This is a genomic window from Streptomyces himalayensis subsp. himalayensis, from assembly GCF_013778455.1.
In the GTDB taxonomy this organism is placed as follows: Bacteria; Actinomycetota; Actinomycetes; order Streptomycetales; family Streptomycetaceae; genus Streptomyces; species Streptomyces himalayensis.
Genome location: NZ_JACEHE010000001.1, coordinates 49622 through 76425, shown reverse-complemented (window position 1 = coordinate 76425; position 26804 = coordinate 49622). Strand labels below are relative to the sequence as shown.

Genomic DNA, 26804 nt, shown 5'->3' with positions numbered 1-26804 from the left:
GGAAGGTGCCTGATGTCACAGGTGGAGCGGCAGCAGTGGGACGTCGTGGTGGTGGGCGCCGGCGGCGCGGGGCTGCGCGCCGCGATCGAGGCGCGTGAGCAGGGTGCGCGTACGGCCGTGATCTGCAAGTCGCTGTTCGGCAAGGCGCACACGGTGATGGCCGAGGGCGGCATCGCGGCGGCCATGGGCAACGTCAACGAGCGCGACAACTGGCAGGTCCACTTCCGCGACACGATGCGCGGCGGCAAGTTCCTCAACCAGTGGCGGATGGCCGAGCTGCACGCCCAGGAGGCCCCGGACCGGGTCTGGGAGCTGGAGACGTGGGGCGCGCTCTTCGACCGTACGAAGGACGGGCGGATCTCTCAGCGCAACTTCGGCGGGCACGAGTATCCGCGGCTCGCGCACGTCGGCGACCGCACGGGCCTGGAGCTGATCCGCACGCTCCAGCAGAAGATCGTGTCGCTGCAGCAGGAGGACAAGCGCGAGTTCGGCGACTACGAGGCGCGGCTGAAGGTCTTCCAGGAGTGCACGGTGACGCGCGTACTCAAGGACGCTGACGGCCGCGTCTCGGGCGTCTTCTGCTACGACCGCGAGACCGGCCGCTTCTTCGTCCTGGAGGCGCCCTCGGTGGTCGTGGCCACCGGTGGCATCGGCAAGTCCTTCAAGGTCACGTCGAACTCGTGGGAGTACACGGGCGACGGGCACGCGTTGGCGCTGCTGGCAGGGGCGCCGCTGCTGAACATGGAGTTCGTGCAGTTCCACCCGACCGGCATGGTCTGGCCTCCGTCGGTGAAGGGCATCCTCGTCACCGAGTCGGTGCGCGGTGACGGCGGAGTGCTGCGGAACTCCGACGGCAAGCGGTTCATGTTCGACTACATCCCCGACGTCTTCAAGGACAAGTACGCCGAGTCGGAGGACGAGGCCGACCGCTGGTACGACGACCCGGACAACAACCGGCGCCCGCCCGAGCTGCTGCCGCGCGACGAGGTTGCGCGGGCGATCAACGCGGAGGTGAAGGCCGGGCGCGGCACCCCGCACGGCGGCGTCTACCTGGACGTGTCGACGCGTATGCCCGCCGAGGTGATCAAGCGCCGGCTGCCGTCCATGTACCACCAGTTCAAGGAGCTCGCGGACGTCGACATCACGGCCGAGGCAATGGAGGTCGGCCCGACCTGCCACTACGTGATGGGCGGCATCGCGGTCGACTCGGACACGGCGGCGGCCCGCGGGGTGCCAGGCCTGTACGCGGCCGGGGAGGTCGCGGGCGGCATGCACGGCTCCAACCGCCTCGGCGGCAATTCCCTCTCCGACCTGCTGGTCTTCGGGCGGCGGGCGGGGCTGTACGCGGCGCAGTACGCGTCCGGGCTCACCGGGGAGCGCCGCCCGTCCGTGGACGCCGAGCAGGTGGACGCGGCGGCGGCCGAGGCGCTGCGCCCGTTCTCGGCGGAGGGCCCGACGCCCGGTGAGCCGCCCGAGAACCCGTACACCCTCCACCAGGAGCTCCAGCAGACGATGAACGACCTGGTCGGCATCATCCGCCGCGAGGCGGAGATGGAGCAGGCGCTGAGGAAGCTCGCGGAGCTGCGGGTACGGGCGCGGCGGGCCGGGGTCGAGGGGCACCGACAGTTCAACCCCGGCTGGCACCTGGCCCTCGACCTGCGCAACATGCTGCTGGTCAGCGAGTGCATCGCACGGGCCGCGCTGGAGCGTACGGAGAGCCGCGGCGGCCACACGCGCGAGGACCATCCGACGATGGACCGCGAGTGGCGGCACATCAATCTGCTCTGCCGGCTCGCCGACCCGACGGGCGGTCTCGCGGCTACCGACCCCGTTCGCGGCCAGATCTCCCTGGCCCGTGAGACGACGGAGCCCATCCGACCCGACCTGCTCGCCCTGTTCGACAAGGAGGAGCTGGTCAAGTACCTCGCCGAAGAGGAGCTGTACGAATGAGTTCGTACGAGGCGCGATTCAAGGTATGGCGGGGGGACGCCGAGGGCGGCGGGCTCGAGGACTTCAAGGTCGAGGTGAACGACGGCGAGGTGGTGCTCGACATCATCCACCGCCTCCAGGCGACCCAGGCCCCCGATCTCGCGGTCCGCTGGAACTGCAAGGCGGGCAAGTGCGGTTCGTGCAGCGCCGAGATCAACGGGCGTCCGCGGCTGATGTGCATGACCCGCATGTCCGTGTTCTCCCGCGAGGAGACGATCACGGTGACGCCGCTGCGGGCATTTCCGGTGGTACGGGATCTCGTGACGGACGTCGGCTTCAACTACGAGAAGGCGCGGGAGATCCCCTCGTTCGTGCCTCCCGCGGGGCTGGGTCCTGGCGAGTACCGGATGCAGCAGGAGGACGTCGACCGCTCGCAGGAGTTCCGCAAGTGCATCGAGTGCTTCCTGTGCCAGGACACCTGCCACGTGGTGCGCGACCACGAGGAGAACAAGGCGGCGTTCGCCGGCCCCCGCTTCCTGATGCGGGTTGCCGAACTGGACATGCATCCGCTGGACGAGGCCGAGAAGACCGGCGTCGACCGCAAACGCACGGCCCAGGACGAGCACGGTCTCGGCTACTGCAACATCACCAAGTGCTGCACGGAAGTCTGCCCCGAGGGCATCAAGATCACAGACAACGCCCTGATCCCGCTGAAGGAGCGGGCGGTCGACCGGAAGTACGACCCGCTGGTGTGGCTGGGGTCGAAGATCGGGCGGCGTTCACCGTAAGGAACTCGGGCGGCGATCACCGTAAGGCCATGCGAACGGGGACGGTCTCGGTCGCCCTCGCCCGGCGCCCGCAGCATGGCGCCGGGATGCCGGTTTCCACCGGGCCCGCCCCAGCCTGGGGCGGGCCCGGTCGCGATAGGCCAGAAGCGGTCATACCCTCACAAACGTGACGCTTCCCCGGACCCGAGGTCCGTCGCCCAGCGGCATACGCCCCCCGCACTCCCGGCGCCTCGCGTATGCCCTGCTCTGCGCGCTGGCGGCACTGTGCTGGCTCGTCGCGCCCGCCACGGGCGCCCGTGGCGACGACCCGATCACGCTGTCGCGGACCGGCCAGATCACCGACAAGGTCGACGCGCTCGGCGACCGCAAGAACGACGTCGCGGCGGCGCTGGACGATCTCGACAGCGAGCACGGCGTCCAGCTCTTCGTCGCCTACGTACGTGACTTCTCCGGCCGTACCGCGCAGAGCTGGGCCGACGCGACGGCCCAACGCAACGGCCTCGGCCTGAACGACGTACTGCTGGCCGTCGCCACGCACGACCGGCAGTACGCGTACTCCGTGGACCAGGACATGCGTCTGACCGACGCCGAGCTGCGAGACGTCGCGGGGACCGCCATCGAACCGGCGCTGCGGCAGAACGACTGGGCGGGCGCCGCCATCGGCGCGGCGAACGGCATCGGCGCGGTCCTCGCGGGCCGGCCCGTGCCCACTCCGGCGATCACCCCGGGCGAGACCGACCCCGGCGGCGCCGACGGCGAAGCCCTCATCGGCGACCTCATGCTGCCGATCGCGGCGCTCGGAGCCGCGGCCGCCCTCGCCGCGTACACGTACACCCGGCGCAGGAGGCGCGTCCAGACCCGCACCACCCCCGGTGGGGGCTGGGGCGGGCGCGGCGAGCAGGCCGTGCCCCTGCCCGAGCTCGACCAGCGGGCGAGGCAGCTGCTCGTCGAGACGGACGACGCGGTCCGCACCAGCACCGAGGAACTCGGCTTCGCCACCGCCCAGTTCGGTGAGGAGGCGGCCGCGCCGTTCGGTGAGGCGCTCGCGTACGCGAAGTCGGAGCTCACGGCGGCCTTCCGGCTGCGGCAGCAGCTCGACGACGCGATCCCGGAGGACGATGCGACGAAGCGCCACATGCTGGACGAGATCATCGCGCGCTGCACCGAGGCGAACCGCCGGCTCGACGCGGAGGCCGAGGGCTTCGACCGGCTGCGCGCCCTGGAGCAGAACGCGCCCCAGGCGCTGGAGCACGCCGAGGCGAGGCTGCGGGACATCACCGGCCGCACCGATACCGCCCAGGCCACGCTCACCGCGCTCGGCACCCGGTACGCGTCCACCGCCGTCCTGCCCGTCACGGGCCACGTCGAGCAGGCCAAGGACCGGCTCGCGTTCGCCGCGACCCACATCGGCCAGGCCCGCGAGGCCGTCGGAGCCGGCGCGGGCGGCACGGCCGCGGTGCATCTGCGGGCCGCCGAAGGCGCCGTCGACCAGGCGGGCACGTTCGTGGACGCCGTCGACCGGCTGGCGAAGGAGCTCGCGGAGGCGGTCGGCAAGCTGCCGGGCGCGCTGACCGAGACCGAGACCGACCTCGCGGAGGCGCGGGGCATGCTCGTCGGCACCCCCGAGGGCATCTCCACCGCCGACCTGCACGGACGTATCGCCCGCGCGGAGTCGGTCGTCGGCGAGGTGCGGACGCAGGTCGCCAAGGGCTCGTACGACCCCATCGACGCGCTGCGCCGGGTGGAGGAGGCCGACGCGGCCCTCGACGACGCCCTCGCGGGAGCGCGCGCCCGCGAGGTGAGCAACCAGAAGGCCCGCGCCCTGCTCGACCAGGCCCTGCTCACCGCGCGCAGCGCCGTGGGCGCCGCGTCGGACTTCATCACCACGCACCGGGCCGCGGTGGGCAGCGAGGCCAGGACGCGCCTCGCCGAGGCACAGCGGCACCTCGCGCTGGCGCAGGCCTCCGCGGCTGCCGACGACACGGGCGGCGCCGGACCGGCACCCGGGGCTTCCGCCGATCCCACGGCGGCGCTCGCCGAGGCCCAGCGGGCGGATGCGCTGGCCCGCGACGCGCAGCAGCTGGCCGAGCGGGATGTGCGGATGTACGGCAATCCGTATGGGTACGGCGGTCCGATGGGCGGCGGGCGCGGCGGCGGCATGGGCGGTGCGGTGCTCGGCGGGATCCTGCTCGGGGGCATCCTCGGCGGCACGGGCCGTGGGACGAGTGGCGGTGGCGGCTTTGGCGGGGGACGCGGTGGCGGCTTCGGCGGGGGGTTGGGCGGAGGTTTCGGCGGGGGTGCCCCCGGCAGCTTCGGCGGCGGAGGGACACGCGGGCGGAGGGGTGGGGGCGGCAGGTTCTGAGCGAGGCAATCCAGGCAACGCAACTCGGGGAAGCGAGAAGGAGAGGTGGTCCCATGACCAAGCAGACGATCCTCGGCCGCGTCGCACAGCTGGCGAAGGCGAACATCAATGCCCTGCTGGACCAGGCGGAGGACCCGCAGAAGATGCTCGACCAGCTGATCCGCGACTACAGCAACAACATCGGCGAGGCCGAGCAGGCGGTCGCGACCACCATCGGCAATCTGCGACTGCTGGAGCAGGACCACCAGGAGGACGTGGAGGCCGCCACCGAGTGGGGCAGGAAGGCGCAGGCCGCCAGTAAGAAGGCCGACGAGCTGCGGGCCTCCGGTTCCGGCGCCGAGGGAGACAAGTTCGACAGCCTCGCCAAGGTGGCCCTGCAGCGGCAACTGCAGGCGGAGCGCGAGGCGAAGGACGCCGAACCGACGATCGCCACGCAACGGGAGGTCGTCGACAAGCTGAAGTCCGGTCTCGACCAGATGAAGGTCAAGCTGACGGAACTCCAGTCCCGGCGCGACCAGTTGGTGGCCCGTTCCAAGACCGCCCAGGCACAGAACCAGATGCTGGACGCCGCCAAGAACATCAATGTGCTCGATCCGACGACCGAGTTGAGCCGCTTCGAGGAGAAGGTACGCCGCGAGGAGGCGAGGGCACTCGGCAAGCAGGAACTCGCCGACTCCTCGCTGGACGCGCAGTTCGAGCAGCTCGACAGCATGGGCGACGTGGCGGAGATCGAGGCCCGCCTGGCCGCGCTCAAAGCGCACGCCTGAGCCGCGGCCTGAACGGCGGCGTGAACCGCGGCCTGAACCGCGGCCCGAACCAGGTCGGCCTCAGAAGAGGCTGAGCAGAGCCTCCGTAGGATCCCCCGGCCCCGAGTCCCCGTCGGGCAGCGGCAGTTCGAACCACACCGTCTTGCCTCGGTGCGTCCGCCGTGAGCCCCACGACGCGCTCAGCAGCCCGACGAGCTGCAGTCCGCGGCCGCCCTCGTCCGTGACGCGCGCTCTGCGGCGGCGCGGCTGGACGAGTCCGGCGTCCCACACCTCGCACACGAGCGTACGGTCGAGCAGCAGCCGGAGTCTGATCTCGCCCTCGCCGTAGCGCAGGGCGTTGGTCACCAGCTCACTGACCAGCAGTTCCGTGGTGTCGATCAGGGGCTCGAGGTCCCAGGACAGCAGCTGGGCGCGGGCGTACTCGCGGGCCCGGCCGACGCTGCGCGGTTCGCGCGGCAGCGTCCAGTCGCCGACGGCGTCCGCGGGCAGGCCCTGGACGCGGGCCATGAGCAGCGCGATGTCGTCCTCGCCGTGGTGGGTGTCGAGGGCGCCCAGGACGTGGTCGCAGACGTCCTCGAGAGCCGGACCGGGATCGGCGAGGGCGCCGAGCAGGGCCTGCAGGCCCTCGTCGAGCGGATGGTCGCGGGACTCGACGAGCCCGTCGGTGTAGAGGGCGAGCATGGCGCCTTCGGGAAGCTCGACCTCGACCTCCTCGAACGGTTCGCCGCCGACGCCGAGCGGCATGCCCGGCGGTACGTCGAGCATGAGGGCCGGCTCGCCGGGCTCGACGAGGGCCGGCGGGAGATGGCCGGCGTTGGCGAAGGTGCAGCGGCGCGTTACGGAGTCGTAGACCGCGTACACGCAGGTGGCGAGGTAGACCTCGGAGAGGTCGGCGTGCTGGGACTGGCGTGCCGCGCGTGTGGCCTGCCGGACGCCACCGGGGGTGCCCAGTCCGCGGGCGATCTCGTCCAGCGCGGAGAGCACCTCCGCCGGTTCCAGGTCGAGCAGCGCCAAGGTGCGTACGGCCGTGCGGAGTTCGCCCATCGCCACGGCGGCGCGCAGACCGCGGCCCATGACGTCGCCGACGACGAGCGCCGTGCGGTGGCCGGGCAGTTCGATGACGTCGAACCAGTCGCCGCCGACCTCGGTGGCGGCGTTGCCCGGCAGATAGCGGCAGGCGATGTCGAGCCCGGCCGCCTCGGGGGCGCCTGGCGGGAGGAGCGAGCGCTGCAGGATCAGGGCGCGCTGGTGCTCGCGGCGGTAGAGACGGGCGTTGTCGATACAGACGGCGGCGCGCGCGGCGAGTTCGACGGCGAGGGCCCGGTCCCGTTCGCCGAACGGCTCGCTGCCCTTCGTACGGGAGAACTGGGCGAGGCCGACGACGGTGTCGTGGGCGACCATCGGCACGGCGAGCGTGGACTGTATGAGGTTCCCGTCCTCGGCGGGGACGAGCTGGGGGCGGGCCGTGCGCAGGGCTTCGGCGTGGGCCGAGTTGAAGGGGTAGTGGTGTACGGCTCCCGCGGCGACGGGCGCGGGTCCCGCCATGTACGGCGTGTCGGCGACGGCGCTCGCGAAGGCGACGCGGCGCAGTGCGGCGCTGCCGGTCGCGGACTCCCGCCGCGACGTCGTGCCCCAGACCCCGGTCGGCGTCTCGTCGCCTTCGAGAAGACCTTGGTAGAGGTCGACCGAGGCAAGGTCGCAGAAGCCCGGGACGGTGACGTCGAGGAGTTCGCGGGCGGTGGTCTCCAGATCGAGGGAGTTGCCGATGCGGGCGCCGGCCTCGTTCAGCAGGGCGAGGTTACGGCGGGCGTGGGCGGCCTCGCGTGCGGCGGCGCGGCGGGCGGTGACGTCGGTGCCGAGCCAGGCGATCCCGATCGGCCGGCCCGTTCCGCTGTGCACGCGGTAGAGGTTGATGGACCAGTGGCGCCGCTCCAGCGAGCCGGGGACGGTGCCGGTGATCAGCATCTCGGTGACGGCCTCGCCGGTCTCCAGGACGCGGCGCAGGGTGGCGGTCACGCGGTCGGCCTCGGGGCGCGGCAGATAGTCGTGGACGCCTCGTCCGCGGTGGTGGTCGACGTCGCCGCCGAAGACCGTGGCGAAGCGCTTGTTGACCCGCCGGACCCGCAGATCCGTGTCGAGCAGCAGGAAGCCGAACGGAGATTGGCCGAAAATCGCCTGCGAGGCGGCGAGATCCGTCTCGATGCGGCGCAGCGTCCGGACGTCGACGACGATGCAGACGGCGGCCTGTTCGCCGGACTCCGTCTCGGTGGGCATCACATAGATCTCGGCGATCCCGTCAGCACCGTAGGCACGGCCCTTACGGGTGGTGCTGTCGCCACCGGCGGCGGCGCCCGGACCGGTCGCCCTGCCCGAACCGGCATCGCTGTCCACACCGCCGACCTGGCCTGCATCGCTGTCGCCGCGCCGCTGGGCCGGCAGACGGAACGGGACGGCGCCCGTCCACTCGCGGCCGTCGAGTATCTCCGCCATCTTGCGGCGACCGCTTTCCCGCAGGTCGTCCGGCACGAACGCCTCGATGGGGTCCTTGCCCACGGCATCCCTGGCAGACAGGCCGAAGAGCTGCTCGGCGCGTCGGCTCCACTGGTCGATCAGGCCATCGGGGCCGATCGAGAACGAGGCGACCTTGATGTAGTCGTAGATCGAACCGGGTGGACTGCTCTGCCATGTCGCGTCGCCCGACGGGTCCTCGGACGCCGTGGCCTTCGCTGGTTTCTCGCTCACGCGAACCGTCCCCTCCAGCTCACCGCGTCCGGCACCGGTCACCGGAGGCGGCTGCCCGCAGTATCCAGCACTACGGAGCCACACGACACGGCGTTCACGATCACAGCACGGTCTCGACGATTTTTGGTCCGTAACGTCCGTACGGGTTTGAACCTGTTCGATCCGCCCGACCAGCCCAGAACGCCCTGACCAGCTCTACTGTCTCCTCACCGTCTTCTCACCGGCTTGACCGGTGCACTAACCCGGCAGCGGCAGTTCGAACCACACCGTCTTGCCGCGTTCGCCCCGCCGCGTGCCCCAGCGGCGCGCCGTGCGCGCCACCAGCTGGAGTCCGCGGCCCCCCTCGTCGTCGGGTGCTGCGGGGCGCGTGTGCGGCGGATCCGGAAGCGGGTCGGAGACCTCGACGAGCAGGGCACCAATGGACGCGAGCCGCACCAGTCGCACGCCTATGGGACCGGAGGCGTAGCGCAGGGAATTGGTCACCAGCTCGCTGACGAGCAGGGCGGCGATGTCACCGAGGGCGTCGAGTCCCCAGTCGGCCAGCCGTTTGCGGACGAGGGCCCGGGCGGTGCGTACGGCGCCGGGCTGCGCAGGGAAGGTCCACTCGGCGCAGTCGCCGTCGGAGTCGCCGCTCACGCCGACCACTTCCAAGACGAACTGGGGCGACGAGGGATTGCCGTCCGGTTCCGTGGGGCCGTTCATAGGGGTTCACCCACCCCATACCCGGTACCTCTGGCGCATTACCACGTACTGGGCATCCCCGCCGAGATGCCCCGGCAAGCGTGCGCCGCGTCTTCTGTACGGCGTCCATACGGCGGTGGTTTCCGGCGATTCGGCGCGGCACGGCGACGGGGCGATCGGCCGGGATTCCGGTGGGACTCTCCCGCAGGGAGCCGCGTCAGGCGCCCGGAGATCGCTGGGCCGCGCGGCGCCGCGTCGTCTCCTTGACCGCGGGGACGTCCGCGTCCAGCCAGGGCACGTCCCAGATCTCGTCGGGGCCGAGCCAGCGAAGGTCGTCGTGGTCCTGGAGGGCTTCCGGCTCCCCGGAGACCAGGCGCGCGGTCCACACCTGCAGCGCGTACCCCGGCTTCAGCGGCCACTCGCCGGGCACGCGCGCCACCGCCTCCGTCTCGACACCCAGCTCCTCGCGCAGTTCGCGCACGAGCGCCTGCTCGGGAAGCTCGCCGGGCTCGACCTTGCCGCCCGGCAGTTCCCAGCGGCCGGCGAGTTCGGGGGGCGCACTTCGGCGCGCGGCCAGCAGGCGTCCCCGGTCGTACAGGGCGGCGCCGACCACCACGATCCGTTCGCTCATGCGCCGGAGCCTACGGGAGCCGGCAGTGCGCGTTCATGTGGGCTGCCTGCACGGCAGGAACGACAGGTCGCGGTCAGCGCATACCGTTCCGGTCGCGATCAGCGCATACCGTTCTGGTCGCGGTCCGACACGCCGTTCTGGCCGATCCGCTCGACCCAGTAGAGCTGCTTGTGCCCGCGGCCGTCGAGACTGTCGGCGATCTTCTGGGCCTCCGCCCTGGTCGCGTACCTGCCCACGCGATAGCGGTTGCCGTTGTCGTCCTGGCGTATGACGAGCCATGGGAGTGTCGCCATGCTGTCGTTCATCGCGCCCCTCCTCCTCTTCTCGCCACCGCCGCCTGCCCTGCCCCGCTCTCTAAGGAAACCGCAATCCGCATATGCCTGAGCCTACGCCCGACCTTCACGCAGCGGATACGGGTTTTCACAAAGAGGTACGCAACCAGCCACAGTTGAAGGGCATCGGAGCAGGTGGCAAAACGTCAGAAGGGGCGCATCCCGCAGGATGCGCCCCCTCTCACGCCCCCTCTCAGTCGGGCGGAACGGCCCGGACCGAGGCCCCTCTCACTTCACCGGCAGGTGATACGCGATGCGGTACCGGTCGGCCGGCACGACGATGTCCGCCGTTTCGACCGGTCGCCCCGATGCGAAGTACGTCCGCTGGATGACGATCACGACATGGCCGGGGACCCCGCCGAGCGCCTGGAGCTCCTCCGCCAGCCCCGGGCGCGCGCCGACCTCCTCCGTCACGTTGTCCACGACCAGGTCGATCGCCGCCATGCGCTCGGCCACTCCCATGCCGCCGAGTGGGCCCTCTTCGGGGAGCATGACCGGCGTGCGCCCCGTGAGGGCGAGGGGCTCCCAGGACGTGGAGAGCATCATCGCCTCGCCCGCGTCCCGGAAGACGTACTTCGTGCACATCACGCGGTCGCCGGATGCGACCGCGAGGCGCTCGGCGATCGCGGCGCTCGCCTCCGCCTGTGCGCTTTGGGACTCCCAGGTGCCGCGCGCCGCAGCGTCGGCCTGCTCCTGACGGAAGGGGCTGGCGCCGCTCGGCGGCCGGAATCCGGAGCGGGCGATACGGCGCGGCACGGGCCGCTCGCGCACATAGGTGCCGGATCCCGAGCGGCCCTCGACGAGCCCTTCGGCCATCAGCACCTTGCGGGCCTCCAGCGCGACGGTGTCCGAGACGCCGTACTCCTCGCGGATCCGGGCCTGGGACGGCAGCCGGGTGTGCGGCGGCAGCGAGCCGTTGACGATCTTCTTTCTCAGATCGCCCGCGACGCGCAGATAGGCCGGCTGCTCACCGAAGGTCACGTGCCACTCCCCTCAGATTGACAGACAGCAACAGCCTGGCAACCGTCGGTTGTTGGCCGCAACCAAGGGCCAAAGAATCACTCACTGTGATGGCCTGCGTTTTACGCAGGAGCTTTCCGGGCCGTCTCCGGAGCGCAGCGATCAGGGCGAGACTTCCGTGTCGCGTGCCCGCTCACACCTCGGCGCCGGTTTCCGTGCCGCTCCCGCCCGGCGCCTCATCGCTCAGCGTCGTTTCGAGCCCCAGAGCCTTGCGCACCGCAATCGCCTTCTCGTGGCCGAGGAGCTTGTCCCCGGCCACGTAATGCACGTAGAAGGTGTCCGCGTCGGTGGCGCGCGCGGCCAGGGCCCAGTGCTTCCGGGCCGCCTCGATGTCGCGCAGGAGCGCGGCGACCTGGTTGTCCGCCGTGGCCGGCCAGTCGTGCGAGCGCAGCCCGCGCGCCTCGTCGGCGAGCGCCGACGACACCCGGCCCGCCCATCGCTTGTGGCCGGGCAGATCGTCGTCGACGTACTCCTCCTCGGGTGCCGAGGCGTACGCGGCGTTCAGGACGTTGGCCGCCTGCAGATAGGCGATCTGGTCGTCGTCGAGGGTCGTCTCGTCGCGGCGCAGCGAGCCCTTCAGGGTGCCACCCTCGTCCGTGCTGCCGAAGAAGCAGGTGATCTCGCGGTCGCCGATCCCCCAGCTCTCGCGGGTGGGCGTGAAGTAGTAGACGTCGACGTCGTCCGGCATCGCCCAGGTGTCCATCACGTAGGAGTCCTGGAGCGCGTAGCACTTCTCGTCGGCGACCTCGGTGATCCGGCTGTCGCCGGGGTACGTTCCACCGGTCATCCGGAAGGTCGCGAACACCTCGCCGTCGTGCCCGCCCGAGCACGGCACCTCGTCCACGTCGTACGCCGTGCCTTCGAGCGAGTCGCCGAGCGAGTCGAAGCACCGGCCCTTGTCGAGCGAGAACGTGCCGCCGTTCTCGCTCGACTCCCGGGCGGCGTCGCGGAATCCGTCGGCGAAGTCGCTCACGGCGCCTGTGACGAGGGAGAGGACCAGCAGCACCACGCCGAGCCCGGACATGGCCGTCCCGGCGACGGCCATGCCCTTGCCGCGCTCGCCCCGCTTTTTGATCTGCGCCAGCGCGACCAGGCCGAGGACCAGACCGACGGCGGGCAAGAAGCAGAGGATGCCGAGCACGAGGGCCGCGATGGCGAGCCCGTTGACGGGCGGCTGGGCGGGCGGCTGGGCGGGCGGTGGGACGGGCGCGAAGTACGGCGGCTGCGGCCAGGGCTGGTACGGGGGAAGGGGCTGGGCCGCCAGGGGAGGCTGGGCGCCGGCGGGGGGCTGGGCGCCCATGGGTGGGGTGGCGGGGTACTCGCCGTACGGGTTCTCGCCGTACGGGGGCCCGCCGTACGGCGGCTCGCCGTACCGGTTCTCGCCGTGCCGGTTCTCGCCGTTGGGGCTCTGCCCCGGAGGGGCGTAAGGGTTCTCTGGCGGCTGCTGGGGGCCGCCGGGGCGGGGCGGCGGCGGTATGTCCACGAGTTGCTTGCTCCTCTGCCAGAACACGGAGCACGTGCGTGCAGAACGTGCGTGCGTACGACTTGGCGCATCGTAGGGGCAGCGGGCCACCGGCGGTGGAGCGCGGTCGCCGTGATGGAACCCGGCTCCTGGGCGGCCGGGTGGTTGCGGACCGATTGGCAGGGGCGCGGCGGCCATGACACAACGTCACCAAACAGCACAATCTAGCCTGATTCCATGACGCCACTGCCGGACTCCTTCTGCCCGACCGACGGCACGCGCGTGCCCGCGGGGTCGCTCGCCTGGTGTTGCCCGCTCTGCCGCGGCCCTCTCGACCTGGACTTCTCGCCCACGCCCGCGCCGCTGAAATCGCTGACCGGGCGCGTGAATTCGCTGTGGCGGTACGCCGAGGTGCTGCCGCTGGCCACGCCCTCGGTCTCCCTCGGCGAGGGCCGGACGCCGCTTGTGGCCCTGAAGGACGGTATTTCGGCGAAACTCGACTATCTGATGCCGACCCTGTCGTTCAAGGACCGCGGCGCCGTCATGCTCGCCGAACTGGCGCTCAGGCTGCGGCCGTCGCGCGTCATCGCCGACAGCAGCGGCAACGCGGGCACGGCGGTCGCGGCGTACTGCGCCCGCGCCGCGCTGCCCTGCACGGTGTACGTCCCGTTCGGTACGTCATCGAAGAAGCTGGAGCAGATCGGAGCGCACGGCGCGCGCGTGGAGGTCGTCCGCGGCCGACGTGAGGCGACGGCGGCGGTGGCGCGCGAGGTGGCCGACGACCCGGACGCGTTCTATGCGAGCCACGCCTACAACCCGTACTTCCTGCACGGCACCAAGACCTATGTCCACGAGCTGTGGGAGGACCTCGGCGGGCGGCTGCCCCAGGTGCTGGTGGTGCCCGCAGGCAACGGCACGCTGCTGCTGGGCGCCGCCCTCGCCGTCGCCGAGCTGTACGGCGCCGGGTTGCTCGACCGGCGTCCCGCGCTGTGGGCGGTGCAGGCCGCGGCGGTCGCCCCGCTCGCCGCGGCCTGGCGTGCGGACGCCGACGATCTCGTGGAGGAGACCCCGGCCGCCGACACCCTCGCCGAAGGCATCGCGATTCCGCGCCCGCCGCGGGCGCGGCAGATCCTGCGTGCCGTAAGGGACTCGGGCGGTACGTTCCTGACGGTCACGGAGGACCAGATCCGGCACGCACAGCTCGATCTGGCGTCGCGGGGGCTCTATGTGGAGTCGACGTCCGCCGTGTGCTGGGCGGCGGTACGGGAGGGGGCGCTCGGGGACCGTACGGCGGTGGTGCCGCTGTGCGGGGCGGGCCTGAAGTCGGGGCTCGCGGCCTCGTCCGGGGCGTGAGGGGCGGGTTTCCCACCGGAGCCGGTTCCCCCATCCGAGGGACACCCGCGTGCCGTGCGCCGGGCGGCGGCACGGCACCGGCGCATCGTCGGGGGGTGAACGTCTCGCGTACCCACCCGCTCATCGCCTCGTTCGCCACGGCCGCCCTGATCCTGCCGCCACCCGCCGCGCACGCCGAGGGCCCGCGCCCCGTCGGCGTCTGCGAGCCCTCGTCCGGCTGGGCGCCCACGGCGCACCGGATCGATCCGGACGACTCGTACCACGCGTACGTGGGCAACGGATATCTCGGCGCCCGTGTACCGCCCGCCGGCGCCGGATACGCGGCGACGGGCGAGAAGACCGGATGGCCGCTGTACACACCGCGCTACGACGGCGCGTTCGTCACCGGACTGTACGGCCGCGGTCCGGCGAACACCGAGGGCCGGCAGGCGATCGCCGCCCTGCCCACCTGGACGGGCCTGGACGTCACCGCGGGCGATGAGACGTACGGCCCCGGCAGCCGTGTCTCGAACTACCGGCAGACGCTGTTCCTGCGCTGCGGTTTCGTCCGCACGGCGGTCACCTGGACCGCGGCCGACGGCCGCCGCACGGACCTGATGTACGACGTACTGACGGACCGGACCGCCGCACACGCCGCAGCCGTACGGCTGCGGCTCACGCCCCACTGGGACGGGGAGGCGACGGTCACCGACCGGATCGACGGGCGCGGCGCCCGGCGGATCGCCCAGACGGGCGGCGGCGCGGCCGGGGAGCGCACCATGGACGTCGCCTTCCGCACGGACGGCACGGACGTGGACGGCGCCGTGGCCTCGACGCTGCGAGCGCCGGGAGAGTTCCGCCGGGCCGGTGGCGCACGGGAGTTGAGCGCCGCGCAGTCCGCCACCTTCGCCGTCCGCAGCGGAAGGACGTACGACGTCTCGAAGTACGTCGGGGTGGACACCGCGCTCACCTCCCGCTCCCCGCGCGCGGCCGCGCAGAGGACCTCGCAACTGGCCGCCCGGCGCGGCTGGCCCGCCCTGTTCGCCGCCCACACCGCCGCATGGCGCCGCCTGTGGTCGTCGTCCATCGAGGTGCCGGGGCGGCCGGACATCCAGCTCTGGGTGCGTTCCGCGCAGTACGGGCTGCTGTCGGGCACGCGCCGCGGTGCCCGCGACAGCATCGCGCCCACCGGCCTGACCAGCGACAACTACGCGGGCATGGTGTTCTGGGACGCCGAGACGTGGATGTTCCCCGCGCTGCTGGCCACGCACCCCGAACTCGCCCGGACCGTCCTGGAGTACCGGTACAGGACGCGCCCTGCCGCCGCTCAGAATGCCGCCCGCACCTCCGTCAAGGGCCTGTTCTACCCGTGGACCAGCGCGAGCCGCGGCGCGCTGTACTCGGAGTGCCAGAGCTGGGACCCGCCGCACTGCCTCACCCAGAACCACCTCCAGGGCGACATCGCGCTGGCCGCCTGGCAGTACTACCTGGCCACGGGCGACCGCACATGGCTGCGCGCACGGGGCTGGCCGCTGCTGCGCGGCCTCGCCGAGTACTGGGCGTCCCGCGTGACGGCGAACAGCGACGGCAGCTACTCGATCAAGAACGTGGCGGGCCCCGACGAGTACAGCAACGGCGTCGACGACGCCGTCTACACCAACGCCGTGGCCGCCACCGCCCTGCGCAACGCCACGCGCGCGTCCGCCCTCGTCGGCGCCACCGCCCCGCCTGCCTGGGCGAGGATCGCCGACGGCATGCGGATCCCGTACGACGCGGGCCGCAAGGTCTTCCTGCAGTACGACGGCTATGCGGGGTCGCAGATCAAGCAGGCGGACACGGTGCTGCTGATGTACCCGCTGGAGTGGCCCATGCCGGACGGCGCCGCGGCCGCCACGCTCGACTATTACACCGAGCGGACCGACCCGGACGGCCCCGCGATGACGGACTCCGTCCACGCGATCGACGCTGCCGCCATCGGTGAGCCGGGCTGCGCGGCGTACACCTTCCTGCAGCGCGCCTACCGGCCCTTCGCGCGCGGTCCGTTCGCGCTCTTCTCGGAGGCGCGCGGCGACAAGGCGGGTGCGGGCGACCCGCTCGCGGGCTCGCCGGCGCAGGACTTCCTCACCGGCAAGGGCTGTTTCCTGCAGGTCTTCACGCACGGCCTGACGGGCCTGCGCCTCCGCGAGAACACGGTCCGTCTGGACCCGACGCTGCCGCCCCAACTCGAGGACGGTGTACGGCTGTCGGGGCTGCGCTGGCAGGGGCGTACGTACGACATCGCCATCGGACCTGAGGAGACGACGGTACGGCTGGTGTCCGGCGAGCCGTTCACCGTCGAGTCGCCGCAGGGGCGCGTGACGGTGAGCGAGGGCTTCCCCGCCCGTCTCAAGACCCGCCGCCCTGACCTGGAGCCGACGGCGAACACGGCCCGCTGCCGCCCGGCGACGGCGACCTCCGAGGAACCCGGCCTGTACGCGGCGGCGGCCGTCGACGGCAACGCCGCGACGTACTGGCGCCCCGAGGACCCCGACGCCTCCCTGACCGTCGAACTCGCCCGCACGGCACCGCTCTCCGAGGTCCGGGTGACGGGCACGCGCGCGTACACGACGCAGACGTCGATGGACGGGGCGCACTGGCAGGCGCCAGAGCCGGGGGTCGCCGCCCGGTACCTACGCGTCACGCTGACGGGGACCAAGCCCGGCGAGGTACGGGAGCTGAGCGTGCGCTGACGGGCCTCCGCGTACCGGCCTGCTGTCCGGAACGCCATGTCCGAGGAGTGCTTTCAGTCGCACGGCCACGGAACCCAGGTGCATGAACATCGGATGAATGTGGATGAACTTCGCATTAACCCCGACAACCTGGGTGGAACCACTCGCGTTGGGCCCGTGAACGCACTGGCCGTCCCCCAAGGAGTGCCATGTCATCCGTCCTGGCCGCGATCCCCGCCCGCGGCGGGCTACAGGGCGTTCCCGGCAAGAACCTTGCCCCGTGGGCGGAGTTCCGCTCGTGGTCCGGGCCGTACTCGAGTGCCTGGCTGCGCGGCTCGTCACCGGCACACCCGGCTCTGCGGACGACGGCAGCATCGCCCATGCGGCCCGCCAGGCGGGTGCCCAGGCGGACGACCGCCCCGCCGATGCCGAACCCCGAGCAGCGGGCCACTGACGTGCCCTCACCCCGGTCGCGGCTCCTCCCTTGGAAGGAACCCCTTGTGACGAACCCCCCACCCAGCCCTCGCATGCCCGGAAGCCGCTCTGCAGACCCGGGTCAGTCCGCCTGCATCACCTGCGAGACCGACATCAACCACAACAGCGCCTCAGAAGAAGCGTCTCAGTCAGAAGAAGCGTTTCCTCAGGTCGACGTGACCCCCGAGGGCGGCTGCGTCGCGGCCGAGAAGGTCCACGACTGCGAGTCCGGCCGGACGAAGAAGCTCCGCCACGTCCCCGAACGGCTCGCAGAAACGGTACTGCTGTGAAGCTGACCTCCGTCATCGCCTGCTACAACGTCGCGCCGTACCTGCCCGACTGCATCGCGACCCTGAAGCGGAACGCAGGTACGGACATCGAATTCGTCTTCGTCGACGACAACTCGACGGACGACACCCCCAGGCTGCTGGAGGAAGCGGTGCACGCGCTTCCCAACAGCACCCTCATCCGGCACTCGGAGAACCGTGGCGTGTCCGCCACTCGCAACTCGGGCACCGCGCGGGCCGGCGGTGAGTACATCACGTACCTGGACGGAGACGACTGGCTCGCCCCCGGGTACTACCCGAGGCTCGCCGCGGTCGCGGCCGACCTCGGCACCGACTTCATCAAGGTCGACCACATCAGGGTCACAGGGACACGGCGCACCCTGTGCCGGGCCCCCGAGCACCGCCGACGTCAGGTCCTGCACCCTCTCGACGGTGTCGCCATCGAGCAGCGCGAGACCATGATCGACTATCCGAACACCTGGTCCGGCGCATACAGCCGCCGACTCGTCGACGCCGGACTCCTCATGTTCGACCCGGCGCTGCGGACGTGCGAAGACCGGCACTGGACCTGGCGGCTTCACATGAACGCCACGTCGTACGCAGTGGTCGGACTTGACGGACTGCGCTACCGCAGAGACGTGCGTACGTCCCTGACCCGAGCGGTCGACGACCGGCAGCTGGACTTCCTGCCCGCCTTCGAGAACGTGATCAACGAGGTGGCGTCGCATCCGATGAGCGACCACCTGCTGCCCAAGGCCATCCGTTCGTTCCTCGGCATCGTGCACCACCACATCGAGCAGGTCTCCGGCTACCAGCGATCCACGGCCCGTCGCTTCTGCCGTCGCTACCGGCAGTTCGCGGACACACTTCCGCAGGACCTTTTCGCGGACGTCATCCACCGCATGGACGAGCGGCGGCGCAATCGTCTGCTTTCGATGTACCGGCCCAAGGGAGGGCGGCGGCCGTGACGGTCCAGATCACCGAAGTGTCCACCGTCTACGGTCTTGCCACGGTGTGCGCGGCCCTTGATGCCGGCCTCCTGGCCTCATCCGGTCCCGTGCGCCGCGTCCTGGTGACCTCGACGAACACCGCCGTGCCCGAGGCCACCCCCAGCTGGGAGGAGCGTCTCGGGTTCGCCGTCCTGCGCAAGCGGTTCGACGAGGTGATCTCCTGGAACGACGCCATTCACCCCAACCACCCATGGGACTGGTCTCCCCGCCCCTGCGACATCCCGCTCCTGCAGCGGGTCCTGAGCAGCAGCTGGGGGATCGGTCCCGAGGAGCCGGTCTCACTGGTCGTCGAGTCCATCCAGACCTCACCCGGCCAGGCGCTGGCCAGGGTGTTCAGCGACAGCCCCATCCATGTCTATGCCGACGGCCTGATGGCATACGGCCCTCTGCGCAGCCGCATCCCGCACCAGGTTCTGCAGCGGATCGAGGATCTCGTACACCCCGACCTCGTGCCGGGCCTGCGCCCGCTGGTCCTGGACGAGGCTGCCTTCGGCCACCGCATGCCGGCCCATCGGGCCATCCCGCACGACGCGCTGCGGTCGGTGTTCGCCGAGCTGGCACGCACTCGGGAAGCGGCGGACGTCGTCGCGCCACTGCGTGGGGGTGAAGCACCCGCGGTCATTCTCGGCCAGTATCTGTCCGCAGCCGGAATCATCAGCGCCCAGGAGGAGGACCGTCTCCATCTCAGGATGCTGCGTCAGGCCGTGGAGGCAGGGCACCGGCATGTGGTGTTCAAGGCACATCCGAGTGCCCCGGGGACACAGACAGAGGCGCTGTGCAAGTCCGCGGCGGACCTCGGGGTCGAGTTCCGCTCCACGACGGCGCCCGTACCGGCCGAAGTGCTCTTCCAGGAAGTCCGGCCCAGCGCGGTCATCGGCTGCTTCTCCACGGGGCTGTTCACCGCACGGACCCTCTATGGAATCCCGGCCTTCCGAGTCGGGACCGAATCCGTGCTGAGCGGTCTCAGGCCCTACTCGAACAGCAACCGCATCCCTCTTGCGATCGCGTACGCCGGGCTGTCCTCACCCTCCCTCCCCCCGCACAACAAGGAGCGGGGAGGTGCCCCCGTCGGCGGTGACGACCCCGGGCCCCTGGTCAGGACCCTGACGTACTGCATGCACCCTCAGGCGTATCCCCAACTCCGTCGCGACGCAGAGCAGTTCCTCGCCCAGCACAAGGGCAGTGCCGTGGTCCGGAGGAACGTCGGCCTGGGCCGGCTGACCCGTCTTCGGCTTCCCGGCGGGCTGCCCATCGGTCCGCTCGGCGATCGACTGCTCACCTCACACCGCTTGAGCCCCGCGCTGCGCCGGGCTTGGCGCTCGTACCGGAATCTCCGCCGGAGGGTCCCCGTCTCATGACCACTCTGCAAAAGCTCCGTCCACCGGTGTCGACCGCTCAGCGGCCGCCCGCGGAGCGCCCCACCGCCCCCCGGACGTTCCAGCTCACCTTCACTCGGTTTGTCATCGAGGCGGTTGCCGGGGCCGCCATCGCGGTCGTCGTCAGCCTGCTGCTTCAGGTCGCAGTGCTGCGGCTGTCCATCCCCGAGCCGTCACTGCTGCCGACCGTTCTCGCATCGCTCTGCTCGGCGACACTGGTGGCGGTCGTGACGGTCCTGGCTACCAGCCTCCGGGCCTCGGCCGCACTTCCCTGGGCCGGGTACGCGGCCGTGTCAGCCCTCCCCACGCTTCTCCTGGCCATTCCGTTGCACGGGACGCGGTGGTTTCTGGGAGGACTGGCCTCCGACAACCAGTTCCGCATCGCGTACGTGACGCGGTTCGCCTCGTCGCCCCACCTGGCCGACTTCGCTTACCAAGGCGTCCCGCCGCTGTACCCACCCGGTTGGTTCTGGGCCGCCGGGCGCACCGCGGCTCTCCTCGGGATCGACGGGTGGGCCGTCTTCAAACCGCTGAGCATTCTCTCCACCGCCTTGGCCGCGGCCGTGGCGCTCTCCCTGTGGAGGCTGCTGGTCACCGCCCGGCTCGCCATGCTCCTCGCCGGCGCAACCAGCGCCTGCGCATTCGTCGAACCGTCGCTCGGCGTCCGGGAACCCTACGCCTGGCTGGTGGGGGCCGCGCTGCCGCCCTTGACAGTGATCGCGTACCGGGTGCTGGGCGACGACCGGACTCGATGGCGGGCGCTCGCGTCCCTTGGGGCCTCACTCGGGCTCGCCGTCCTGTGCTACACCATGCTGGCCGCGTTCTGGGCCTTCTGCCTGCTTGTTCTTGTCGGAATCCGCTTCGCGCGGCACCCTGGGTGCGGCGCAACCCTTCTCCTCCGCACGGCCGTTGTCGCAGGTGTGGCCGCGCCGGCGGGCTGTGTCGTGCTGCTCCCCTACTGGCTCGCGTCCCTGCCCCTCGGATCACCGTCGACCACGGCTCTGAAGTTCATCCCGTACCAGCAGATCACCTATCTGCTGCCGATGACCTCGCTGGACCCGCCGGGTGTTCTGTGTCTCACGGGAACTGCCTGGCTGCTCCTGCGCGCCCGTAAGCACGCGGTTGCCGGTGGGCTGCTCGTTCTCGTGTGCTGCTGCTACGCGTGGTCGGTGCTGTCCCAGCTGGCCATCGCCGCGGGAACCACCCTGCTGTCGTTCCGCGTTCACCCGGTACTGCTCGCCGCGCTCTACTGCGCGGGGATCCTTGCCGTAGGGGAACTGCTGGTCGTCGTACGCCGAAGGCCGCAGGTGTCGTGGCGGGCGTCTCTTCCCGTCTTCGCCGGCCTGGCAGCCCTCCTCGCCGTCTCCACCCTCCAACACGCGCATGCCGCTCTGACCAGGGAAGTCGATCTGGCATACCGGCAGAGCTACCCGCTCAGTGACGGCTCACGTCCCGCCCGGACCGCCCGTGTCCCAGATCCTGGCAGGACGGACGAGTGGCTGGCACCGCTTGACGAAGCCATCGAAAAGGCCACCGGGAAGCAACCCCAGGAACTCGTCGTACTGACCGATGTCCACCGTCTCACGTCCGTGCGTCCCTACTGGTCGTACCTCACCAGCACTCCGGGTTACTCCAACCCTCTGGGCCGCCATGAGGAGCGGAATGAAGAAGTGAAGCGCTGGCTGAGGGCCTGTAACGCACAGTCGTTCACCCTGGCCATGGCATCAGGCGCGTTCCGCCCGCCGGATGTCTTCGTCCTCACGCGTGTGCCGGGGGGATTCGACCTCACGCTGACCCATCACCATTTCCCCCGGGTCCCGACCACGAGCTCCGAACGCATCACGATCCCGACTCACCTCTTCGATGAGTCCTCATTCACACGCCAGGACGTGGGACCGTACACCGTTCTCACCGCACGGCATTCAGCGGCACCGACAGATTGAAGGATGCGGTAGCGCGGGGTTGACCCCTCCCGCGCACGGATCATCCAAGGGTTCTCCCAGAACACCGCTGTACGCGCCCAGCTCTCGGGCCTGCCTCCAGCCCGCAGACGTGCCGACCGGCTTCCGGTTTACGGGCGTTGGCAGCGGACGGGTGTTCGCGGGCACCCTGCGGACTGTGTGCGGACTGCCCGACCGCACCTCGCGCCGCTACAACACCGGAGTCCGGCCAGTCCACCGGAGCGGGAGTTCATCGGACGACGCGGCTACGCCAGGTCCTCGAAGGAGTCCTCGCCCGAGCGCCAGACCATCCAGTCCGCGAAGTCCTGGGTCCGGTACTCCGCGATCTCCGGGCCGACGAGCTCGTCCCATTCCGGGTGCAGGACGACGGTGCCGGACGGCAGCCGGATCCGCAGGCCGATGCCTGTGGCCTCGGCAGTGTCGATGACCTCCTCACCGGCCAGGGCGCGCAGGGCGTCGGCGTATCCGAGCCGGCCGTCGCGGTAGACCTCGCCGTCGGGAGCCTCGACGCTCGGCGTCACGAGGTACCTGAGGATCTGCTCGTCCGGCGAACCGAAGTGCAGCTCCAGGTAGTCCAGAACGAAATGCACAGCGTCCAACCGACACCCAACGAGCCTCGACAGCAGCTCGTTCGGCACGTACTCCGCCATTACCTTGCTCCCCTACACCCGTCGACCCAGGATCCGCATAGCGGCGTCCGGGTGCCACAAGCCCCCTGGTCGGCGGTTCCGCGGACTCCTTGCGGACCGAAAGGCCGCCCGACCCGCTCCGCCGCAGGTCAGACGGCCCTCGAACCCGCTTTAGACGTTGAAGCGGAACTCCACCACGTCCCCGTCCCGCATCACATAGTCCTTGCCCTCCATGCGGGCCTTGCCGGCCGCGCGGGCGTCGTGGACCGAGCCGCACTCGACCAGGTCCTCAAAGGAGATGACCTCGGCCTTGATGAAGCCCTTCTGGAAGTCGGTGTGGATGACGCCGGCCGCCTCGGGGGCCGTGGCGCCCCTCTTGATCGTCCAGGCGCGGGACTCCTTGGGGCCCGCCGTGAGGTACGTCTGCAGGCCCAGGGTGTTGAAGCCGACGCGGGCAAGCGTGGCGAGGCCTGGCTCGTCCTGGCCGACGGATTGGAGGAGCTCGAGGGCCTCGTCCTCGTCGAGCTCGGCGAGGTCCGCCTCCAGCTTGGCGTTGAGGAAGATCGCCTCGGCTGGCGCGACAAGGGCGCGCTGCTCCTGCTTGAAGGCCTCGTCGGTCAGCTCCTCCTCGTCCACGTTGAAGACGTAGAGGAAGGGCTTGACGGTGAGCAGGTGCAGGTCGTGGAGGACGTCCTCGTTGGCCTCGCCCTGCCTGATGCCGGCCGCGAACAGGGTCCGGCCGCCCTCCAGGATCTCCTTCGCCTCCTCGACCGCCTTGACCTTCGGCTGGATGTCCTTCTTGATCCGCGACTCCTTCTGGAGGCGCGGCAGGACCTTCTCGATGGTCTGCAGGTCGGCGAGGATCAGCTCGGTGTTGATCGTCTCGATGTCGTCCTTCGGCGAGACCTTGCCGTCGACGTGGACGACGTTCTCGTCCTTGAAGGCGCGGATGACCTGGCAGATCGCGTCGGATTCGCGGATGTTCGCGAGGAACTTGTTGCCCAGGCCCTCGCCCTCGCTCGCACCGCGCACGATGCCGGCGATGTCGACGAAGTCGACCGTGGCGGGCAGGGTCCGCTGTGAGGAGAAGATTTCGGCCAGCTTGGTGAGGCGGGTGTCCGGGACACCGACCACGCCGACGTTGGGCTCGATCGTGGCGAACGGGTAGTTGGCCGCCAGCACGTCGTTCTTGGTCAGGGCGTTGAACAGGGTCGACTTGCCGACATTCGGCAGACCGACGATTCCGATCGTGAGCGACACGTTGCGACTTCCCGTACGTGAGGGCTGGGTGGACGGCGAGCCCGAGCAGCGGGCCGATCCACCAGTCTACGGCGTGCGGTGAGCCCGGGCTTTCGCCGTCCTGGAGTCCCGGGTTCCACGCTCGGACTCCCGCGGCCGTACCGGAGCCCCGCTTCCGTACACGGACCCGGTCACCTTCCGTACACGGAATCGGTCACCGTGCGCGTCCGAGTCCGTCGTCGTCGGTCTGGGTTGGTGCGAGTGCGGCGAACGGATGGCCAAGGTCGGCCAAAACGCGTGTCTCAGGACGTATTCCGCCTATTACCCGACCTAGGTTGGACCGGTGGAGCAACACAGGATGCGTCCCCCTCAGCCCCGGCCGCGACGCACCGCGCCTCTTCCCCCGCAAAGCGGACGTGGTCGGCCTGCCACGGTCCAGCGGGCGGCGCCCCGTCCACGCCAGCCCGCGGCATCCTACGTACGCACGGTGCGCAGGCTGGTGCAGGCCGCCCGCCGGATGCCGAATCCGCGCCTCACCGGGATCGGCATCGGGCTGTTCTGCACCGCCTCCATGTTCGTGCTCGCCTGTGTGGACCAGGTGGTGCTCGGCGGCTCGCTCATCGTGTACGGCGTGCTGTTCCTGCCGGTGAGCGCGCTGACCGCGCTCTGGGTACGGCCGGCCGACCTGGTCACCGCGCCGATCGTGGTGCCGATCGCCTTCGTCGTCGGGCTGCTGCCGATCATGGAGGGCTCTGGCGGCTTGGGCCAGCGGATCATGGGGCTGGTCACGGCGCTGGCGATGCACGCCGGCTGGTTGTACGGCGGCACGCTGATCGCCGGGGTCATCACGACCGTACGAAAGGTCAGGCTGATGGCGCGGCGGCGTGCACAGCTGCGGCGTCGGCCACCACGACCGCCCCGGCCGCGGCGCCGTACGGCCTGAGGAGCCCTATGGCGTGAGGCGCCCTTCGGCCTGAGCACGGCCGTCAGGCCGTACCGCACCTCAGGCCGTTTTCAGCACCTCATCCGTACGGCGCCTCAGGCCGAAGTGCACCTCAGGCCGAAGTGCACCTCAGGCCATACGCGCCTCAGGCCGTACGGCGCGACGGCCTGACGGCCGTACCGCCCGACGCGCCGCGGGCGCCGGGATCCGCTCCCCCGCGCCGCGCGTCTACGCCCGCTCCGCCGCCCGCATCGCCGCGCCCACGATGCCCGCGTTGTTCTGCAGTTCCGCGGGGACCATCTCGGCCTTGATGCCCTTGATCAGCGGCAGGAACTTCTGTGCCTTGCGGCTGACCCCGCCGCCGATGATGAACAGCTCGGGCGAGAAGAGCATCTCGACATGCGCCAGATACTTCTGCACGCGGCGCGCCCACTGCTCCCAGCTCAGGCCCTCGTCGTCCTTGACCTTCGTCGAGGCGTGCTTCTCGGCGTCGTGGCCGTGCAGCTCCAGGTGGCCCAGCTCGGTGTTCGGCACGAGCGCGCCGTCGATGAACACGGCGCTGCCGATGCCGGTACCGAAGGTCAGCAGGATGACCGTCCCCTTGCGATCACGCCCCGCACCGAAGTGCATCTCGGCCACGCCCGCCGCGTCCGCGTCGTTCAGCACCGTCACCGGGAGGCCGCCGAGCCGCTCGCTCAGCAGGGCGCGCGCGTCGACGTCGATCCAGCTCTTGTCGACATTGGCCGCCGTACGGACGGTGGACCCACCGGTGACCACCCCGGGGAACGTGATGCCGACCGGGCCGCTCCACTCGAAGTGGTCGACGACCTCCTTGACGCAATCGGCGACCCCGTCCGGCGTGGCCGGATGCGGGGTCAGCACCTTGAAACGGTCGTCCGCCAGGTCTCCGCGGTCCAGGTCCACGGGAGCGCCCTTGATCCCTGAGCCGCCGATGTCCACGCCGAAGATCTGCATGAGCACTACGTTACGGCGCCCTGCTGACACTCACTTCCGGGCGACGTGACGGTCACCTCGACGGTTACTTCTTCTCGGTGCGCTCCGCGATCAGCGCCGCCGCCTCGGCGCGCAGATCGCGGCGGAGCTCCTTGGGCAGCGAGAAGGTGATCGACTCCTCGGCGGCCTTGACGATCTCCACGTCCTCGAAACCGCGGGCGGCGAGGTACTCCAGTACGCCCTCCACGAGCACCTCGGGGACGGAGGCGCCGGACGTGACACCGACCGTCGTCACGCCCTCCAGCCAGGCCTCGTCGATCTCCTCGGCGAAGTCGACGAGATACGCCTCGCGCGCGCCCGCGAGCTTGGCGACCTCGACCAGCCGCTTGGAGTTGGAGGAGTTGCGGGAGCCGACGACGATGACGAGGTCGGCCTCGGCGCCCATCTGCTTCACGGCCAGCTGCCGGTTCTGCGTGGCGTAGCAGATGTCGTCGCTGGGCGGGGAGATGAGCTGCGGGAACTTCTCCTTGAGCGCGTCGACGGTCTCCATGGTCTCGTCGACGGAGAGCGTGGTCTGGGAGAGCCAGACGACCTTCGACGGGTCGCGGACCTCGACCTTCGCGACGTCCTCGGGGCCGTCGACCAGCGTGATGTGGTCCGGGGCCTCACCGGACGTGCCGATGACCTCCTCGTGGCCCTCGTGGCCGATCAGGAGGATGTCGTAGTCATCGTTGGCGAAGCGGACGGCTTCCTTGTGCACCTTGGTGACCAGCGGGCAGGTCGCGTCGATGGTGGCGAGCTTGCCTGCCGCGGCCTCCTCGTGGACGACCGGCGCGACACCGTGCGCCGAGAACATCACGATCGACCCCTCGGGGACCTCCGCCGTCTGCTCGACGAAGATCGCGCCCTTCCGTTCCAGGGTCTGCACGACGTACTTGTTGTGGACGATCTCGTGGCGGACGTAGATGGGGGCCCCGTACTGCTCCAGGGCCTTCTCGACGGCGATGACGGCGCGGTCCACGCCCGCGCAGTAGCCACGGGGGGCGGCGAGCAGGACCTTGCGGGAAGGCGAAGCAGTCATGCCCACCATCGTAAGGCCGCACCTGGCGGACCGAAGATCCACTCCAGGTTTGCTCACGCGCTTGCTCACGCGCGCGTGGGGCTCGGTGTTCGCTAC

At 70.7% G+C, this 26804-nt stretch carries 20 protein-coding genes and 1 pseudogene; 11 read left to right on the top strand and 10 right to left on the bottom strand.

Translation table 11 applies throughout. From position 1 onward, the window contains the following. The first annotated feature begins 12 nt into the window (after window positions 1–12). From H1D24_RS00355 to H1D24_RS00340, 4 genes are all read left to right on the top strand, one after another. Complete coding sequence (locus tag H1D24_RS00355; RefSeq protein WP_181655283.1) at window positions 13–1950, top strand: fumarate reductase/succinate dehydrogenase flavoprotein subunit; 1938 nt, start codon at window positions 13–15, stop codon at window positions 1948–1950. Next, the gene (locus H1D24_RS00350; protein ID WP_181655282.1) at window positions 1947–2717 is read left to right on the top strand and encodes a succinate dehydrogenase/fumarate reductase iron-sulfur subunit; all 771 of its coding nucleotides are present in this window, start codon (window positions 1947–1949) and stop codon (window positions 2715–2717) included. Before H1D24_RS00355 ends, H1D24_RS00350 begins: the two co-directional genes overlap by 4 nt. A 205-nt stretch (window positions 2718–2922) precedes the next feature. Beyond that, window positions 2923–5079 (top strand): TPM domain-containing protein, encoded by a 2157-nt coding sequence (locus H1D24_RS00345; RefSeq protein WP_181655857.1) that lies wholly within the window; start codon window positions 2923–2925, stop codon window positions 5077–5079. Window positions 5080–5132: 53 nt separating this feature from the next. Continuing rightward, on the top strand, window positions 5133–5846 hold the full coding sequence (locus H1D24_RS00340) for a PspA/IM30 family protein (protein WP_181655281.1): 714 nt from the start codon (window positions 5133–5135) through the stop codon (window positions 5844–5846). 60 nt (window positions 5847–5906) lie between these two features. On the opposite strand, the gene H1D24_RS00335 is transcribed toward H1D24_RS00340, so the two are convergent. From H1D24_RS00335 to H1D24_RS00310, 6 genes are all read right to left on the bottom strand, one after another. After that, window positions 5907–8588: a SpoIIE family protein phosphatase gene (locus tag H1D24_RS00335; RefSeq protein WP_374063978.1), complete on the bottom strand. Its 2682-nt coding sequence runs from the start codon at window positions 8586–8588 to the stop codon at window positions 5907–5909. A gap of 237 nt (window positions 8589–8825) precedes the next feature. Beyond that, window positions 8826–9290 (bottom strand): ATP-binding protein, encoded by a 465-nt coding sequence (locus H1D24_RS00330; protein WP_181655279.1) that lies wholly within the window; start codon window positions 9288–9290, stop codon window positions 8826–8828. Between the two features lie 196 nt (window positions 9291–9486). Beyond that, the gene (locus tag H1D24_RS00325; protein ID WP_181655278.1) at window positions 9487–9900 is read right to left on the bottom strand and encodes a (deoxy)nucleoside triphosphate pyrophosphohydrolase; all 414 of its coding nucleotides are present in this window, start codon (window positions 9898–9900) and stop codon (window positions 9487–9489) included. A 98-nt stretch (window positions 9901–9998) separates the two neighbouring features. After that, window positions 9999–10205, bottom strand: coding sequence for an SPOR domain-containing protein (locus H1D24_RS00320; protein ID WP_181655277.1), 207 nt, complete (start codon window positions 10203–10205; stop codon window positions 9999–10001). A gap of 255 nt (window positions 10206–10460) precedes the next feature. Then, the gene (locus tag H1D24_RS00315) at window positions 10461–11213 is read right to left on the bottom strand and encodes a GntR family transcriptional regulator (RefSeq protein WP_181655276.1); all 753 of its coding nucleotides are present in this window, start codon (window positions 11211–11213) and stop codon (window positions 10461–10463) included. A gap of 172 nt (window positions 11214–11385) precedes the next feature. Then, window positions 11386–12735, bottom strand: a complete 1350-nt coding sequence (locus H1D24_RS00310; RefSeq protein ID WP_309484157.1) for a DUF4190 domain-containing protein — start codon at window positions 12733–12735, stop codon at window positions 11386–11388. Window positions 12736–12951: 216 nt separating this feature from the next. Between H1D24_RS00310 and H1D24_RS00305 the strand changes: the two genes are divergently transcribed. The 6 genes and pseudogenes from H1D24_RS00305 (at window position 12952) to H1D24_RS00280 (ending at window position 21844) form a co-directional block, all read left to right on the top strand. Beyond that, window positions 12952–14067 carry a pyridoxal-phosphate dependent enzyme gene (locus H1D24_RS00305; protein ID WP_181655275.1) on the top strand — a complete coding sequence of 372 codons (1116 nt, stop codon included), beginning with the start codon at window positions 12952–12954 and terminating at the stop codon, window positions 14065–14067. 95 nt (window positions 14068–14162) lie between these two features. Further along, on the top strand, window positions 14163–16775 hold the full coding sequence (locus tag H1D24_RS00300) for a glycosyl hydrolase family 65 domain-containing protein (protein ID WP_181655274.1): 2613 nt from the start codon (window positions 14163–14165) through the stop codon (window positions 16773–16775). A 188-nt stretch (window positions 16776–16963) separates the two neighbouring features. Then, window positions 16964–17178 (top strand): annotated as a pseudogene (locus H1D24_RS00295) (cytidylyltransferase domain-containing protein); the annotation flags it as partial. A 336-nt stretch (window positions 17179–17514) separates the two neighbouring features. Next, window positions 17515–18483 carry a glycosyltransferase family 2 protein gene (locus H1D24_RS41975; RefSeq protein ID WP_181655273.1) on the top strand — a complete coding sequence of 323 codons (969 nt, stop codon included), beginning with the start codon at window positions 17515–17517 and terminating at the stop codon, window positions 18481–18483. Then, a complete protein-coding gene (locus tag H1D24_RS00285; RefSeq protein ID WP_181655272.1) occupies window positions 18480–19883 on the top strand; it encodes a polysialyltransferase family glycosyltransferase in 1404 nt (467 codons plus the stop codon). Before H1D24_RS41975 ends, H1D24_RS00285 begins: the two co-directional genes overlap by 4 nt. After that, on the top strand, window positions 19880–21844 hold the full coding sequence (locus H1D24_RS00280; protein WP_181655271.1) for an arabinofuranosyltransferase: 1965 nt from the start codon (window positions 19880–19882) through the stop codon (window positions 21842–21844). The genes H1D24_RS00285 and H1D24_RS00280 overlap by 4 nt, the downstream gene beginning before the upstream one ends. A 263-nt stretch (window positions 21845–22107) precedes the next feature. On the opposite strand, the gene H1D24_RS00275 is transcribed toward H1D24_RS00280, so the two are convergent. Both H1D24_RS00275 and ychF read right to left on the bottom strand, forming a co-directional pair. After that, the gene (locus H1D24_RS00275; RefSeq protein ID WP_220136210.1) at window positions 22108–22452 is read right to left on the bottom strand and encodes a hypothetical protein; all 345 of its coding nucleotides are present in this window, start codon (window positions 22450–22452) and stop codon (window positions 22108–22110) included. A gap of 210 nt (window positions 22453–22662) precedes the next feature. Next, window positions 22663–23751, bottom strand: a complete 1089-nt coding sequence (gene ychF / locus H1D24_RS00270; RefSeq protein WP_181655269.1) for a redox-regulated ATPase YchF — start codon at window positions 23749–23751, stop codon at window positions 22663–22665. Between the two features lie 466 nt (window positions 23752–24217). Between ychF and H1D24_RS00265 the strand changes: the two genes are divergently transcribed. Continuing rightward, window positions 24218–24673 (top strand): DUF6542 domain-containing protein, encoded by a 456-nt coding sequence (locus H1D24_RS00265; protein ID WP_374063976.1) that lies wholly within the window; start codon window positions 24218–24220, stop codon window positions 24671–24673. Between the two features lie 228 nt (window positions 24674–24901). Here the strand turns inward: H1D24_RS00265 and ppgK are convergent, their stop codons facing one another. Then, window positions 24902–25648 carry a polyphosphate--glucose phosphotransferase gene (ppgK, locus tag H1D24_RS00260; protein WP_181655267.1) on the bottom strand — a complete coding sequence of 249 codons (747 nt, stop codon included), beginning with the start codon at window positions 25646–25648 and terminating at the stop codon, window positions 24902–24904. 64 nt (window positions 25649–25712) lie between these two features. Further along, window positions 25713–26717 carry a 4-hydroxy-3-methylbut-2-enyl diphosphate reductase gene (locus H1D24_RS00255; RefSeq protein WP_181655266.1) on the bottom strand — a complete coding sequence of 335 codons (1005 nt, stop codon included), beginning with the start codon at window positions 26715–26717 and terminating at the stop codon, window positions 25713–25715. Window positions 26718–26804: the final 87 nt, after the last annotated feature.